General features: G+C 65.8%; 10 protein-coding genes. 6 read left to right on the forward strand and 4 right to left on the reverse strand.

Translation table 11 applies throughout. The features are described 5' to 3' along the window. The first annotated feature begins 162 nt into the window (after positions 1-162). Entirely contained in the window at positions 163-3,657 is a 3,495-nt protein-coding gene (locus ACWFNE_RS09350; RefSeq protein ID WP_452122147.1) for an SIR2 family protein, read from the forward strand. 1,598 nt (positions 3,658-5,255) lie between these two features. Then, positions 5,256-6,755 carry a DNA sulfur modification protein DndB gene (locus ACWFNE_RS09355; RefSeq protein ID WP_452122148.1) on the forward strand — a complete coding sequence of 500 codons (1,500 nt, stop codon included), beginning with the start codon at positions 5,256-5,258 and terminating at the stop codon, positions 6,753-6,755. A gap of 57 nt (positions 6,756-6,812) precedes the next feature. Here the strand turns inward: ACWFNE_RS09355 and ACWFNE_RS09360 are convergent, their stop codons facing one another. Both ACWFNE_RS09360 and ACWFNE_RS09365 read right to left on the reverse strand, forming a co-directional pair. Next, entirely contained in the window at positions 6,813-7,856 is a 1,044-nt protein-coding gene (locus ACWFNE_RS09360) for a 5-methylcytosine restriction system specificity protein McrC (RefSeq protein WP_452122149.1), read from the reverse strand. Positions 7,857-8,049: 193 nt separating this feature from the next. Further along, positions 8,050-10,401: an MrcB family domain-containing protein gene (locus ACWFNE_RS09365; protein WP_452122150.1), complete on the reverse strand. Its 2,352-nt coding sequence runs from the start codon at positions 10,399-10,401 to the stop codon at positions 8,050-8,052. Positions 10,402-10,505: 104 nt separating this feature from the next. On the opposite strand from ACWFNE_RS09365, the gene ACWFNE_RS09370 reads away from it, so the two are divergent. The 3 genes from ACWFNE_RS09370 (at position 10,506) to ACWFNE_RS09380 (ending at position 13,892) form a co-directional block, all read left to right on the forward strand. Further along, the gene (locus ACWFNE_RS09370) at positions 10,506-11,993 is read left to right on the forward strand and encodes a DNA cytosine methyltransferase (protein ID WP_452122151.1); all 1,488 of its coding nucleotides are present in this window, start codon (positions 10,506-10,508) and stop codon (positions 11,991-11,993) included. A gap of 326 nt (positions 11,994-12,319) precedes the next feature. Continuing rightward, entirely contained in the window at positions 12,320-12,910 is a 591-nt protein-coding gene (locus ACWFNE_RS09375; RefSeq protein WP_452122152.1) for a hypothetical protein, read from the forward strand. 415 nt (positions 12,911-13,325) lie between these two features. Next, on the forward strand, positions 13,326-13,892 hold the full coding sequence (locus ACWFNE_RS09380) for an HD domain-containing protein (protein ID WP_452122153.1): 567 nt from the start codon (positions 13,326-13,328) through the stop codon (positions 13,890-13,892). Here ACWFNE_RS09380 and ACWFNE_RS09385 read toward each other — a convergent pair. After that, the gene (locus tag ACWFNE_RS09385) at positions 13,860-14,330 is read right to left on the reverse strand and encodes an NUDIX hydrolase (RefSeq protein ID WP_452122154.1); all 471 of its coding nucleotides are present in this window, start codon (positions 14,328-14,330) and stop codon (positions 13,860-13,862) included. The genes ACWFNE_RS09380 and ACWFNE_RS09385 overlap by 33 nt on opposite strands. 9 nt (positions 14,331-14,339) lie before the next feature. Continuing rightward, positions 14,340-15,095, reverse strand: coding sequence for an XRE family transcriptional regulator (locus tag ACWFNE_RS09390; protein WP_452122155.1), 756 nt, complete (start codon positions 15,093-15,095; stop codon positions 14,340-14,342). A gap of 139 nt (positions 15,096-15,234) precedes the next feature. Between ACWFNE_RS09390 and ACWFNE_RS09395 the strand changes: the two genes are divergently transcribed. Beyond that, a complete protein-coding gene (locus tag ACWFNE_RS09395) occupies positions 15,235-15,687 on the forward strand; it encodes a plasmid replication, integration and excision activator (RefSeq protein ID WP_452122156.1) in 453 nt (150 codons plus the stop codon). The last annotated feature ends 4 nt before the right edge of the window (positions 15,688-15,691 follow it).

Consider the following 15,691-nt stretch of genomic DNA (forward strand, 5'->3'; position numbering starts at 1 on the left):
GGCGGGGAGATGACACAGGGTCAGACGAGAGGACCGCCTGGTCGGACAGCCGCCGAGCACGCCGACCACTCTAGGCTGGCGATGCGACGGCGCGTCGTCCCAGCTTGCGCGGACTGCGGAGGAGATCAACGAAGTGGTGTCTACAGATGCGGCAGGTCGGTCGTGAGGTTCGCCAAGATCGACGTGCCGCAAGAGTTGATCGCCGCTCACTCAGATGGCGAGGTCGTATTCTTCGTGGGCGCGGGCGCGTCGATGCCCGCACCGACAAAACTACCAAGTTTCATCGAGTTGACCAGAGAGATAGCACACCTCACGGCGTCCACTCCGCCGACCGGGGCGGACCTAGCAGAGCCGGACGTATATTTAGGGCGCCTCGACGCTGACCCTGCGATCGATGTGCACGGACTGGTCGAACGGCGAATACGGCTAGGACGCTATAGGAATCCTCTTCACGATGCCCTGGCCAAGTTGGCGACAGCTTCCGGACACCCGCGCATTGTTACCACCAATTACGACAACCACCTCCACAACGCCCTGAAGCAGGTTGGCGTTAGACATGCCGTGTTTGAGGCACCCGCACTCCCGGCGGGGAATGACTTTGAGGGGCTCGTGCACCTGCACGGACGCCTAGGACAGCCGGCGAGGCGTCTCGTTGTCACTGACTCAGACTTCGGCACCGCCTACATCACCCGTGGCTGGGCACCAGATTTCTTGCGCGACGTCTTCGCGCACTTCGTCGTGTGCTTCATCGGATACAGCCACAATGATCGAATGATGGAATATCTGGCCAAAGGTTTACCCTCACAGGCGCGAGCCAGGTACATCATCACGGACGAGGACGACCCAGCTAAGTGGAAGCGGTTACGCATCTCGCCGATTTTGTACGCACACCGCGAGCACCATCTAGTCGTAGATCTACTCAATCGATGGGGGACATGGGCGCGCGACACGCCTTTCGACCGCGCGGCCCACATTCGCCTGCTCTCCGGAGGCACACCGCCCGCCGATCCGGACGACCATGACTTTTTGGTGGCCTCGGTTGAGGATCCGAGACTGGCTCAAGAAGTGTGCCGAGTGGCAACGGGCGCAGAGTGGATCGACTGGATGGTCCAGCGGAAGCCGTTCCGCTTCCTCGTCGGCGACGAAAAAGAGCCCTTCCACTCTGAGATTCTCCGGTGTGTCGCAAGTTGGGTAGCCCGGGAAGGGATAGGCACCGAGGAAGGCGAGCGCTTAGAACACGCGGTCGCACAGGCGTCCGGGCCAATACACGACACGCTCTTTTCGGCGGTTCTGGAGAAGATTACCTATGAAGAGGTAGATGACAAGCAGCGTTCCGTCTGGCTGCGCTGGCTACTGCGCCATGAGGATCGGCGACGGACTGAGGCATACTCCTTGGGGCTCCTTTGGGCCTCCCAAGTCAAATTGTCCTGGGCCGACTCGCTACTGCTCGTGGACCATCTTGCGAATAAGTGGCAAGAGTCGCGCCCTGTATGGCACCGCGGATTTCAGCCGCCCGACCTGACAGATGACTGGTATTTCCGGGAAGGCATCAGGCGACTTCGCGACGCGCCGGACGACGATGGGCTCCGTGAGGTATTGAATTGGCTGACGTCCTATCTTGAGCTTACTCATTACCGCATCAAGACCTATGGGAGCGGCTTCGATCGCTGGTCCTTCGCGCGCGCATCGATCGAACCTCACGAGCAGGACCGACAGGGCGGCGGATCAGACCCGTCAGACGTGCTGATTGACCTCGCGCGGGACACGCTGGCCGAAATGCGGCGGCTCTCGCCCGAGGTCGCTGTAGTCTTCCGCTCGATTTGGCTGGCGAGCAACGCGCCCCTACTAAGACGGCTCGCATTGAATGATCTCGCCAGATCGACGTCGGAACCGTCCGACCTTGAGGCTATCTTGTGGGACCGCGAGGCCGTCTTTGATAGGGAACTTCGACACGAGATTTATGAATTGCTCGCGGTGAGTCTTCCCGCGATGTCGGACGAGCAGATCACTATGCTGGTGGACAGGATCGCCGAGGGACCGCAGCCACGTGGTCGGCAGGGCGATCCACTAGCACAGTCCGCCCGCGACCGCTCGGTCTTCGACTTGCTGCACTGGGTGACCAGGCACCGCACGGACTTAAGCGCTCCGGAGGCTTTGAGCGCCATCCAGACAACGTACCCAAAGTGGAGGGAAGATGACCAGTCTTCCTTCCGTAGTTTTGTCACGGTGAGTTCTAGAAGCATCGAAGACGACTGGCCGTGGCAGCCGGATGAGTTACACCGGATGATCGACGACGACGCCATCGATGCGACTGAGCAATTGGAGGCTCACCCTGCGAAGGACGCGGACTTCGGCTGGTGGGGTGCCGGGAACCTGTTGGCTCGGACTGTTGAAAGGTGGCCGGATGACGGGTTCTTGCTGTGGCCCGTAGCGTCCAAGGTGGTGCGCGCATGCATCATCGTTGGTTGGTCGGGTGCAACGATGTCAGACGCGCAGCTGGATGGTGTGGCCAGCCGTCTCTTAGACATCGACCTCCAAGGTTTGGATCACGAGCTCGCCGGGCTTCTGCGCCCCTGGACGAGCGATGTTTCCCTTCGCGATAGATGGATATCCCGACCGCAGGGTCGCGAACTGGCTCGACGAGCATGTGCCGCCGTGAGGAACTTGGAGGTTGTGGCGAGTTCAGACCTCTACACGCAGGCGATAAACACGACGCCGGGAATTTTGGCCGAGTACTGGATCGGCGTCGCAGTCCAAGAGGCGCGAGAAGGGGTCTACCCCGGAGGGGGACTGTCGAGCGAGGTCGCGGCAGCCCTACAAGATTTGCTTACACCATCCTCCTTTGCCCCACTAGCGCAAGCGGCTCTGCTGCGGCAACTCAACTTCATTCATAGAGTAGACCCGCAATGGGCACGAGAGCATCTCCTTTCAGAAATTGATCCGGAGCTGCACCCATGGTCTGAAATCGAGGCGCTGTGGTCGGTGCTCCTTAGCGGTCAGTTGAGCGACGATCTACTAGACGATGGCTTCTTGCGATGGATAACGCAGGCGGCTGGCCAGGTTGAGCCATCCGCGGGAATCGCCAAGGATTTTTCTCGTGTCGCCGCACTCGTCGCGGTTCACAGCGGCATGGACGACTCTTTGCGTCTTGAATGGTTGACTGACTTCACAGCCGGATCGCCCGTCGACGTTACAGTGCTGTGGCTGCAAGAAGTGACGGAACAAGTAGCGGGTTTGGAGCCAGACGCGCAGGCATCGTTGTGGCGCCGGTGGATGTTCCCGTATCTTTCTCGAAGGGTCGTAGGTGTGCCACGCACGCTCACCGCGGCTGAAGTGACTGCGCTGGTCGGTTGGCTCCTGGTGGTTCGGAGCGAGCCTGAGCTTCGAGCCGGGATCGATGCGCTGCTGAGGGCGCAGGTGGGACTCGCTCCGGCTCACGGTCTATGGCACGGATTCGATCTGCCGACGGGCGGCATACAGAAGTGGCCCGATCTGTGGGTGCGACTCCTAACTGGTCTACTGCAGCGCACGTTCGCGCCGCCCCATGGGCTCCAGCGCCACTTGCGGCTTATGCTGACGAGTCTCGAGGGGGCGCTTCACGAGTCGGTCGCTCTTCAGACGCTTAGGGCCGAGATGTACCGGCTGTTTGGTGCGTGAATCGTGTGGCGTTGCATTCGACGCCTCGCCGGCACGTCGCCTCGGCGCCCGTCCATCTGCCTGCACGCTTCCGCGGGACGGGCGCCGAGGACGGCGCGCCAGCGCCGCCCGGAGGCGCCGCGCCGGCGCAGCCGGCGCCTTGATCCCATAGAGGCCGATTCGGCAAGACCGCGTGGGTTATTGGGCAGGAGAGTGCCGCTTGAGGCCGGTACTCTTCTTGCCGCGCTGGAGCCGCCAGTCACCAGTTGGACTTGCGCGACCAACGGCTCCGGAGTGTCGTGAACCGGGGATTCACCGAGATGACCGTCGTTTGGGGGGATGGCCACCCGGCGGTGTCAACTACGGGGGCTAAGCAGAACCGCACGGCCGCGGGATGATGCCAAAGGTCTGGGCACGTCGCCGCGCCAATCAAGCGCAAGAGACTCAACTTGTCGGCGGTGCTTAGCGATGATTGCGCCGCGTACGCAGCCGCTACGTGATCAAGCCCATCCGCCTCGACAGACGCCAGTCGAGGCGGAGTCCGCCCCAGCGATCTCCTCGGATAGCAGATCGACCCGAAGCGGGACGGGAGTGGCCATGCCACGGAGGCGGGCAGGTGCCTGCTCGCGAAACGTGCAACGATGCTGCACCATATGTGGGAGTCGACGACGGTGTGTGCAGCGACTTCCGAGCGAACGATCGGAATGGCGTCTCGCGTCAGCCGATCGACAAAATCGCGCCGGGCGAGACGTTCGACGTCGGTGGCAGCTAGACTTGCATTCGCCACGGCGATGAAGAACGCGTGCAGCCCTTCGTCGACGAGGAGCGTCTCAAGCCAACTCGCCCCGCTTCTGACGTCTAAAGACATTGTCGCTACGGCAATGGCGGACGGCACGGGCCGGCCGCGGCGTGTCGGCACAGCGACATCGCGCTCGCTACTATGGAAGCCGCCGAACGCCCGTTCGAGGTCATCTAGGAGCGCGGTCATGTCCGCCGAGTTGGAACAGGAGGCCGCGCGGGCTACAAGGTCGTGTTGATGACCGGCTCCGTGGCAGAAGCACTTGCAGTCCGCCTGTGCGGCGTTTTCGCACGCATGATTGTGCTCCACAGCTGGGGTCGGCGCGCTCATGACGCCGCCCGTGAGTCGCTTCCAAGAACGCGTGAACGACTCTTCGCTGCGCTGCGACCTCTGTGCGACATAGCGCCCACATTGGCCCTGTATGGCTTCCGAGCAAAGAGTTAGTCCAAAATTTCACCCGGCGCGCAAGGGCGCGCCCTTCCTCGAGGGCTAGAGGAAGCGGTCGACGCACGCGGCTCGCGAGGTGCGCGTGGACGCAGAGCCTCGACGGCCATGTCAGCGGCTCGCGGAGCTCCGCCGGGTGTCCACGTGGGAGATCTGTGTGTCGGCGCCGGGCCAGGCCGTCTGAGGGCGCCACGTGGCGTTCACCAGGTCGCGTTCGACGAGTGGACGAGTCCGGACCAGCGCATCCCGGTCGCAATTTGACGGATCCTACGTAGGCTACGTAGAGTCAGAGCACCGCACCTCACGTAGGTTGGCGCCAGCGAGGTGCGGTGCATGTCCGATGTAGCCACTACGGACCCTTAGGAGGGTACCCAGTATGAGCACTCAGCTCACCTTCAAGCCCGCGTTCCTCTCCAGCGACGGCGGGGAGGAGGTCTTCGAGCTCCGCACCACGCTGCGCGAGATCGTCAGCCTGTATGACTCCGGCATCCTCGAGGTGGGAAACATCCGCCCCGATCACGCGAAGGTCGTGACGAAGCGCGGTGGGGAGCGCTTCAAGCGCACCTCCGACCGGCAGAAGCGCTGGACCGAGCAGCTCTCTCGTGGTCGCGGCATCCTGGGCAACCTGTCGTGGAACGCGGACCCGACGTTCAACGAGATCGAGTGGGACGAGGAGGATGGCCGGCTCTTCGTTCGAGGCCGCGACGGAGGTGAGCCGCAGCTGCGGACTCCCGATAGCGCGACGCGTCATCGCTCGATCATCGACGCAGCGAAGGCGCCGATGCCGACGGTCGATCTGGATCGTCCGGTCTCGGTCCGCGTCTGGATGGTTCCGGTGCAGGGCGCCGCTCCGGACGAACTCACGGAGCCCGCGGTCTTCGACAGCTACAACCAGGACGGACAGCCGGTCAACGCCACGGTGGCCAAGCACTCTTACCAGCGGGATGGTCTCGAGGTTCTCGTCCGCGAGCTCGTGTACAACAGCCCGCACCTCGGCCTGGACAACGTCGAGACGATCCAGAACAGCGTCGCGCGGGAGTCCAGCAAGCTGGTGGCGTACAACACGTTGTTCACTGCCTTCAAGGACGGCTACACCCTCGACGTGGACGACCCGGACGCGCGCAAGACGGAGCTGGCGTGGCTGCTCCGGTTCTGGGATGCGCTGGTCGCGGCGGTTCCCGAGGTTGGGCGCGTAAGCCTGGCTCAGCGGAAGGAGTACCGCCGGGACTCTGTCGCGGGGTCTGCCACTCTCGTTCACGCATACGTGCGGCTGGCCAACTACCTCCGCACGCAGGGCATGGACCCCGAGCTCGTCGGGGCTCTCGGCGGTCGCAAGGTGGTGCTCGAAGAGGACGGGGTGCGCACGGTCATCGATCCGGTCACGGGCAATCGCCGGGCCCTGTACGGCAGCGGCGATCGCGTCGAGTTCTTCTCTCCGGACAACCCGCGCTGGGTCACCGCCGGCGTGGTCGTGGCGAAGCCTCAGAAGGACGGCTCGACGGCCGCTGAGGTCCGCAACGCCTTCCAGACCCGCGTCGCAGCAGCCAACGTCCTGGTCGAGGAGATCGAGCCGGCCGCGCTGCGCACCAAGCAGGACGCGCTGAACTACCTGTGCGACCTCCTGGGTATCACTCGGCTCAGCATCGGTGTCGGGAGCAGCGTTCCTGCGGCGCTCTTCGACGCGATCGCGCTGCGCGTCGGCGTGGAGTCCGGTCCCATGCCGGTCGTGGCGCGTCGTGTCGTGGAGAAGGCTGGCATGTCGTGGTCTGCCTCGTCGGACAGCACGGGCACACCGTCGGGTGGCGGCTCCACCGTGACGCTGGACGGGCTGCGTCAGATCACCAAGGCCGTCAAGCAGCTCATCGACGCCGCCTGACGCGACACTGCCGGGAGGGGCGCTTCACCGCTCTCCTCCCGGCAGTCGGTGTTTCGCTCACCGGGTGGCCGATGCCGTTGCCGCTTGTGTGGAGCGGGCCCAGGCTCGCATGTCGGCGCTGAAGACATCAGCGGCTTCACCCGGAGAAAGGCTGGCGTCAGCAGGCCAGCACAGGTGCGCCACGTTCACGTCGCCGACATGCAGCACGGGGAGCGCTTCCTCGCGGCCGTGGCGGGCGAACGTGACTACCGCGGCGTGGTCTGCCCGGTAGCCGGTGGCGAACGCCACGACTTGGTAGAGGTCGGAGTTGTTCCACTCGCCTGAGTGCAGTTTGTACTTGACGTCCCCGACGGCGCGGCCAGCGTCGAGAACGAGGTCGGGGTTGAGGGTTTTCGTGCTCGGGGCCAGACGCCGCGCGCCCTTGGTCACTTGATGCTGGGGAAGCGCTGCCTGGATCGTGCGGCGGATGCCCTCCTCGATGGCCTCGGGCGTGCGGAGCAAGAAGGCCCAGGCAGACGCCGGACCATCGTCGAGGTTTCGTGCGGTGCTGGTGAGGATGTGTCGCGCGAGGATGAGTGCGGGTGCGTAGTGGCGATCGCGGGGGTCGGTGGCTCGGTGGTCGGGAGCCGTAAGTGGGCCTACTCCGTCGAACCGTCGAGCAGCGCGAGCTGCACGAACGGCTGTCGTCGGCCGGGTCCGCGGCGAAGAGCTGACGGCTCGCAAGCCGGCGAGGAGCATGCGGTTCGCGGGGTTGTCAGCGTCGAACTCCTGCACCTCGCAGTGCACGGCGAGGTTTCCGCGCACCATGCTCGCAACGGTGCGAGGCGCGTCGACACGGCCTCGGACGACGCGCAGGACGTCTTGGGTCGTGCGGTAGTCCCGAATGAGGTCGCGACGCAGGACGTCCTCGATCGTGGCGCAGTACCAGCGGCTGATGAGGTCCCACAGAGAGTCCCCTTCCGCGAGCTGCGCGTGCGAGGCGTCCATCCGAGGGATGACACCCGCGGCTGCGAGCAGGGCCAGAGCGTGCGAGATGGGGATCTTCGGCTGTACGACGAGGCTCATTCCACTCGTAGCGATGACGCCGATGGCGTCATTCACGCGTATGTCCCACGCAGTGGCGGTGGCCTGGCGAACCGTGATCGCGCTCGGCAGGTCCCGTGAGGCGGCCGCGCTCGAGGACGCACCCCACCACTCGCGTGCCCCAGCAAGGCGCCTGCCCAGCGCAGCCAGGCTTTTCGCCTGCTCTGCAGTGAGTGTAAGGCGCGTAGTCACTGACTCGACGAGCGTGACCTCAGTCGACCGCATCAGGCCAGAACTCCTCCATGCGCAGGCCTTCAGCGGTCTCCGGCTGGTCGAAGAAGTACTCCTCGAACAAGGGCTGCAGCTGACGCTGCCACACGGCTCGCAGTCGACGGTTGTCGAGTCCGTCCGCCATGAAGAACGAGTGGCCCACGGTGTGGTGGCGGTCCAGGAGCTGCGTCAGCCGCAGGTTCAGCTCGATGAAGCCCTTGAGGAGCCCAGGAACCTCGCACCGGTGTGTCTCGTAGTACTTCGCCAGGACCTGAGGAGACGGTGGGCACTCGAAGACCTCGAAGCGGCGGCGCAGGGCGATGTCGAGACTGCGGATGCTCCGGTCAGCGGTGTTCATCGTGGCGATGAAGAGCAGGCGCCCAGGGAGCGTGAATCCGGTGGAGTACATCAGGTCGGCGGGCTCGTCGCGGTACTCCAGTAGGTAGAGGAGCTCACCGAAGACCCTGGGGACGTTGGCTCGGTTCAGCTCGTCGAGGATCATGACGTTGGGGTGCGTCGCGGTCTCGGTCATCTCTGCCGCCATCCTCAGCACTGCGCCGTCGACGCGGTCGAACACCAGTCCGTTCTCGTGCGGCTCTGGGCGCAGACCTTCGATGAACTCCTCGTACCCGTACGACGGGTGCATCTGTAGGACCCGGGACGCGAGCGGCTGGTCGCCGGTCAGGTAGCGAGCGAGCGCCTTGGCAAGCCATGTCTTCCCCGTGCCGGGCGGTCCCGCGAGGATGATCTGCGGTCGCCGCTGCAGCGTCTCGAGGACATCCTCCAAGGCTGCCGGGTCCCACAGGGTCTGCTCGACGAGCCACTCCATGTCGAGCCCAGCTGGTGACTCAGCGGCGACTTCAAGAGAATCAGCGGGCACGTGCTCATGTCTCGCACCTGAGTCGGTGCGTCGGCGCTCGTAGACGCGCAGCGGGCTCGTCTGGTTGCCGAGCGCTCCCGGCAGCGCGGCAGGGTCTGGGTTGCTGGCCAGCAGCAGGTTCTCCAACGCCCAACCCGGGGGCATCTCCTCGAAGTCGGAGAGCTCGACGAAGACCTGGCATTCGTCGGCGCTGTAGTAGTCGGGTAGACGCGCAGGGTCGACCTTGTCGGCATCGGCGGTCAGGCCGTGCAGGCGGGTCCGCCACAGCTCGTCCCGGCGGTACAGGTAGCAGTGGGTCAGGGTCCCGCCCGCGATCTGCCGATTGAGGTCCTCCAGCGAAGCGCTGAGCGGGCGGAGTTGACCGAACTTGCCCCACCACACCCGGCCGTGCTGGTCGGCCAACGCGCGGTGGTCGGTGACGGTGGAGGGCCGGCGATCCGAGTTCCACTTCAGGAGCAGGTGCGACGGCTCGTACTCCTGATCTAGCGCCATTCCTGCATCCTCCAACGCGGACAGCATCTCGACGAAGCGCATGAGGTCCGCGCGGAACTGCTCTGCGTCTGGGAGTGATCCGCGCTCGTAGACGGTGGCGTAGGCGGTGGCGGCCTCGTAGTTCTTGGGCCGCTCGACCGAAGATGCCAGGGAGATGCTCGTGAGAAGGTCACTCGCCGGCGGTAGGGCATCGCGCACATCGAGGGCCCGTTTGCGGAGTACCGCGGTCCCCCCGCGCACACTCTCCGTGCCCTGGTTGAGGGTCAGGTACGCGCGCGAGCCGTCGGCCGCGAAGAGCAGGACCACGTAGACCCCGCTCTTCGCGGACGCGTTGGACGAGCGGAAGACACCCACCCACGGCACGTCCGCGACATCACCGACGCCGACGCGCCCTCGGACGCCGAACCGTTCAGGAAGGACGGCGCGAAAGGCGCCCGGTATCCCGTCCTCGACCGCCTCCCGGTAGACCTCTGCGCTGCGTGGGTTCCCCGCTCGGCGGCTCAGCGAGGTAAGCACGTGCTCGACGAGCGCTGGGATCCGGTCCCACCGTGCCGCGCTCGTGCGCCCCTCCGTGCCGTGCCCAGCAGGACGGACGTCGTTGAGGGGCGGGTTCAAAGCGTCCATCACCTGGGCCTTGAGCGCCGTCGGTTCATCGGTGTAGGCCACGGCGAGCCAGCCCGCTCGCAGGCGATCTGCGATCTCGTCTCGACTAGCCGGTCTGGCGAGGGACGCATCGAGCAGCTTCCCGACCTTCTGGTGCAACGTCGAAGCCGTGCGGTCTCCGGTCAGGTGCTGGCGCAGTCGCGTGCGGGTCCGTCCGCTCGACCCGACGTAGAGCAGTTCCCCGTCCGGTGCCCAGACGACGTGGACACCTGGCTTCTCTGCCGCGGCTCCCACGGCGTCATCGGTGAACTGGCGAGGGGTCTCGAAGTGCTCGAGTACTGGGGCGTCAAGGAACGCTAGCGGCGCTTCCGTGGTCACCGACCCACCCTAGGTTGCCGTCCGAGCGCATCAGCCGCCCCTGAGCGACGTGTCTCCTGCCTGGGCGTTCCTGCTCTGTCGGCGAGGCGGGCTAAGCTTCCCTTATGCCCGCAGATGCAGCAGCGCCCCCCTGGACGTTCATCGACTTGTTCGCGGGCATCGGCGGCTTCCACGGAGCGCTTGGTGCGCTTGGCGGACGGTGCGAGTGGGCCAGCGAGATCGACACGGCCGCCGCCGACGTCTACCGACGCAACTGGGGCCGGGCTCCGGCTGGCGACATCACGCGCTACACGCAGCCTGAGGTCACCGCCGAGGTCCCTGAGCGATTCGACGTCCTGGCCGCGGGCTTTCCGTGCCAGCCGTTCTCCAAGTCAGGCAAGCAGCACGGGTTCAAGGACGAGACTCGCGGGACGCTGTTCTTCGACATCTGCCAGATCCTGGAAGCGCGCCAGCCGAAGGTGATCTTGCTCGAAAACGTGCGCAACCTCGCCGGACCTCGTCAGCAGGAGACGTGGACGACAATCGTGCGCAGCCTCCGGGATTTGGGGTACCGGGTGAGCGACGTCCCCACGGTGTTCAGTCCTCATCTGCTGCCGCTTGAGCTTGGCGGAGCGCCCCAGGTGCGTGAGCGCGTCTTCATCACCGGAACCCTGGTCGGCCCTGAGCGCGCGTGGGCGGAGGCGAGCAGTGAGCCGGTGGTGCCGCTGCGCCCCGTGATGGGCTGGGACCCGAGTGTCTCGTGGAACGTCGCGGACGTGCTTGATCCGGACGGTCCGGCGACCGAGCCATACCGGCTTCGGCCAGCGGAGCGTCGATGGATCGACTGCTGGGACGATCTCGTGGGACGGCTCCTTGAGGAGCGCGAGGGGGTACGGCTCCCAGGGTTTCCCCTCTGGCTCGATGACTTCAGGCCCGAGCCGAACTACCCCGAAGACGACCCGCAGGGGTTGCGCGTACCGGGGTGGAAGAGCGACTTCCTCCGCAAGAACAGTGCGTTCTACCTCCAGCACCGGAACACTATCGACGCTTGGAGAAGGGCATGGTTCCCGGCGTGGCACCCGGCCTGGGACGGCGATGACGAGCTTGCCGTGTGGATGAGCCCTGAGAGCGCAGGAGACCCGGACTACGGCGGCGAGGGTGACGTGTACTTCCCTCCGTCCCGTCGGAAGCTGGAGTGGCAGGCACAAGACGAGGCCTCTCTTTGGGACACCGTCATGCACCTCCGACCCTCCGGTATCCGTGCTAAGCGTCCGACATACCTGCCGGCACTAGTCGCCATCACCCAGACCAGCATCTACGGCCCTCGGCAGCGCCGGATCACCCCCCGAGAGGCTGCACGGCTGCAGGGGCTACCTGACGACTTCGACTTCGGGCCCCAGAAGGACGCTGCTACCTACAAGCAGCTGGGCAACGGCGTCAGCATCGGCGCCGCCTACTACGTCCTCCGCCAGCACATCCTGGCTGACCAGGACGACCTGCAGACGCTCGCCCCTGACCTGCTTCGAGCAGTCCAAGAAGCTGGCGACAAGCCGATCGTGCGCCGGACGCCGGCGGCCCTCGCGGAAGGATCTGGGTCGACGCACTTCGAGTGATTGGCCTGTCGGCCGGCTCACCAGATCCGAAACGGCGTTAGTCACACGATGCGATGGTCCTCATAGCGGAGCAACATGGCGGTGCCTCGGCGGGGTCAAGAGTGGCCGCAGGCCATCACGGAGTGACGCCAGGGGCGCCCTTGACCCCGCCGAGGCACCACCAGATCGTGACTGCGGAGAGAGCAGGCGCGCACGTCAACTTCGGCGATCCTCGGTCGATCTACACGGTGCACCACACGGCACAGCGCACACAGCGCACACAGCGCACACAGCGCACACAGCGCACACAGACAGGGCTCTGCCTTCCGCGCAGCAAGGAGCGGCACATGATTCCCCAGTTCGGGCGCCTCCCGAGTGACGAGGTCGACTTCGACCAGCTCGCTCAGCTCACCGGTGAGGAGCTCGACTCCGGCTCCTTCACCGGCAACGCCCAATACGGCTACCCCCTTCCGGTGGAGTGGGAGGACGCGGCCGAGCTGCTCCGCTGGGAAGAGGCCGCCCTTGCGCGCCTGGACGAGGCAGCCGGCGACGGCGCGCAGTACGAGCAGCTCGCGGTGGATCTCGAGGGAGGGGACGACTACCTACCCTCGGACGTGGTCGGACCCATCGACGTGGGTGCAGCGGGCCTCGTCGCTGCCCTGCGCTCTGCCGGCTTCTTCACCTATAACAGCTGCCGAGGCCACGTCGACTCGCACGGCAACGAGGGTCTCCCGTTCGTTGGTGTGGTGTCCGACGCTGCACACGCCCGGGCACTCAAGCCGCTCGTGCGCCAGGCGGACGTGGGTTGGGGCCTAAGCCCGGAGGGTCTGCTCCAGGTCTTTGCGCCGAGTGTGACCGAGCTGCACGCGCTTGCACGGCTGATCCACGACGAGCGCCCGACGTTCGACGCGCTGCCGTGGACACCGGTGGTCGAATAGCCCGTGATGCGCAGCGGTGGCCGGGGGTGCTGTTCTACCCTGCCTGGATGGCGGACGACGCGCAGCACGAGTACGACACCACCCCGGAACTTCGCGAGCTCCTGGCGCGGGCGGCACAGTCGCCCACCGTCCACCGACCTCTGCGCGCCCGCCGGTAGCGAGCCATCAACCTCCCGACCGGAGGCGCCACTTCTCAGCATTCGGCAAGCGCGGTCTGCGACGCGGCTGTTCGACCCCGCGGTCGCAGATGCCGCGGCACGGAGGCGCGCCGCCGGTGTCACAGTCGAGCGTGGGACACCGATGAGTTGGAGCGGGCGGTAGCGTCGCCCGCCAACGGCGCTGGTGGGGAGCCCGTTCCTCGCAGGGGAGCAGGTGGAACGCAAACAGGCGCAGCGCCGGTCGTTAGTGTGAGGCGATGGCTGGCCCGTCACTCCCCCTTGCGATTCAGTTGGCCGAGGAACACGTCGCACACCTCGGCCAACGTTGGACGCATGTGAGGGCGGTGGGCGCGCGCTGCGCGAGCCTCTGCCTCGACCACAACCTCCCTCAGGCGCTGGCAGTGGCGGCCTGGCTTCACGACATCGGCTACGACCCCCGTCTCGCCCGTACCGGTTTCCACGCTCTCGACGGCGCCCGGTTCCTTCGCGAGCTGGACTCAGACGACGTCGTTGTTTCGCTGGTGGGATACCACTCTGGCGCCGTGTTCGAGGCTGAAGAGCGAGGGCTATCGGTCGAGCTCGCCACCCTGTCACCCCCGCCCCAGGAGCTCCTTGATGTGCTGACTTGGGTAGACATGACGACGAGCCCGGGCGGTCACGTCGTGCTGGTTGATGATCGGTTGGCAGAAATCGGTGAGCGCTACGAGACGTCGGATCCGGTGTCGCGCGCCATCGCGAGGTCGGCGACGTCATTGCGAGAAGCGTCGGTCCGTGCCGCAGCTCGCCTTGGGCTAGCCGATGTAGGGAGTGTCCCGCTCGTCTAGCGCATGCTGGATGCGCAGGCGCATCGAGGGGTGCAGCGGAAGGCGAGCGATCGCGTCCTCACTGACCCATTCAACTGCCTTACTTTCGCTGCTTGTGGCCGGCTCTCCCCCGACGAGGCTTGCTCGGAAGGCGATGGAGAACTGCTGCCGCACCTCGCCATCGTCGTAGGCCATGACGTGCCGAGGATTCGTGTAGAGGCCCGTGACGCGCTCGACCACCACGTCGTAGCCCGTCTCCTCCTTGACCTCGCGAACCACTGTGTCCGCGATCGACTCCCCAAGCTCGTGTCCCCCGCCGGGGAGCGCCCACAGGTCGTTGTCAGTCTTGTGGATGAGGAGGACTCTTCCCTCGTCGTCGGTCACGACCGCGACGACCGAGGGCACGACGCTGTTCGCCTTGGGCGCGTTCGGGTCGTCGATGTAGTCGATGCGAGCCACATAGCGAGCCTAGGCGGCGGCGTCCTTCTGCACGAGGGTGGCCGTGTCCCAGACTCGCTCGAACGCGCCCATGAAGTGGGGGAAGAGCCGACCGCCGATGACCCGGTGCAGGTGCAGCACGGGGGAGTGGTTCGCGGGCGCGCCGTAGGCGTGGGTGTTGGCGAACAAGTCCTCGTCAAATCGGAAGATCGAGGAGTAGAGAGTCGTGTCGTGCATGCGGGCCTCGATACCCTGCACTCCGAGGCACGGCCTGAGGTACTTCCAGGTCAGGGAGCATCGAGCGGAGAGCGAGTCGCCGATGTTCTCCTCCTCGCCGCGGATCTGGACAGCGCGACCGGCGGGGTCGCCGAAGAGGAGTCGGACCCGGACTCCCTGACGTGCCTTCCTGAGCAAGACGTCGTCGAAGTCGGCGATGGTGTCGTGGAAGAAGCTGGCCGCGAAGGCCAGGACGTCGATCGACTCGGTGGCCCCCTCGAGCAGGGACTGCCAGGTGCCTGCGGGGACGGAGCCGCGGTTGGGGTGCATGGCGACGAACTCCGCCTGACTAGCTGACTGCGCGCGGGCCTCCGAGACAGCGGCCGGCCACAGGAATGCCTCATCTCGTCCGAGCGCAGCGCACAGCGCTTGGCGGTTCGTGCGGTGCGGCACACGGTCGGTCGTGATCCAGCGCTCAACCGTCTTCGGATCGACTCCGATCCGCTCGCTTAGCGCTGCCAGCGTCATGCCCGACCCGGAGATCGCGGAACGCAGCCTCTCGTTCGCCATCCCGCCAGCGTCGCAGAAGGGGACGTTTTGTCAAGACGCAGACGTCCTCAAACGTCCCTCGGCGCGGTGATGCCGTCCCACTCGGCGGAGGTCTCCTGGAGACGAGCCACTTCCGGCTCGCCACGAGAAGGGGATCACCATGGCACTCGCGCGGCGGTTCAAGGTCCCGCACCACGACGTCTTCCCGTTCGGGGCGTACCTCGTCTCGGAGGTGACGCCCGTGTACGACTTCGAGAAGTCGACGCGGGAGGTGAAGGTGCAGGACCACGACAAGGAGACCGGCCTGCCGCTGTGGCAGGTCGACGTCCTGGACGCGGACCCAGAAGCGGCCCGGAAGTCGAAGACGGTGACGATCAAGATGGCAGCGAAGGTGCAGCCGGTGCCGCCGCCGAACGACGGCTCGTCGCCGTTCACGGCCGTGGTGTTCGAGGGTCTGACGGCGACGCCGTGGGTGGACTCGACGCGGTGCACAGGGCCCGACCCGGGGAAGTCGCACCGGTGTCGGGCGCAGTCGGCGTGGTCGTTCCGCGCGGAGGGTATCGCCCCGAGCAAGCGGGGCACGGGCACCGCCTCGACAAGCAACGCCGCGTGACGTC

It is taken from the genome of Cellulomonas sp. NPDC055163 (assembly GCF_053607065.1).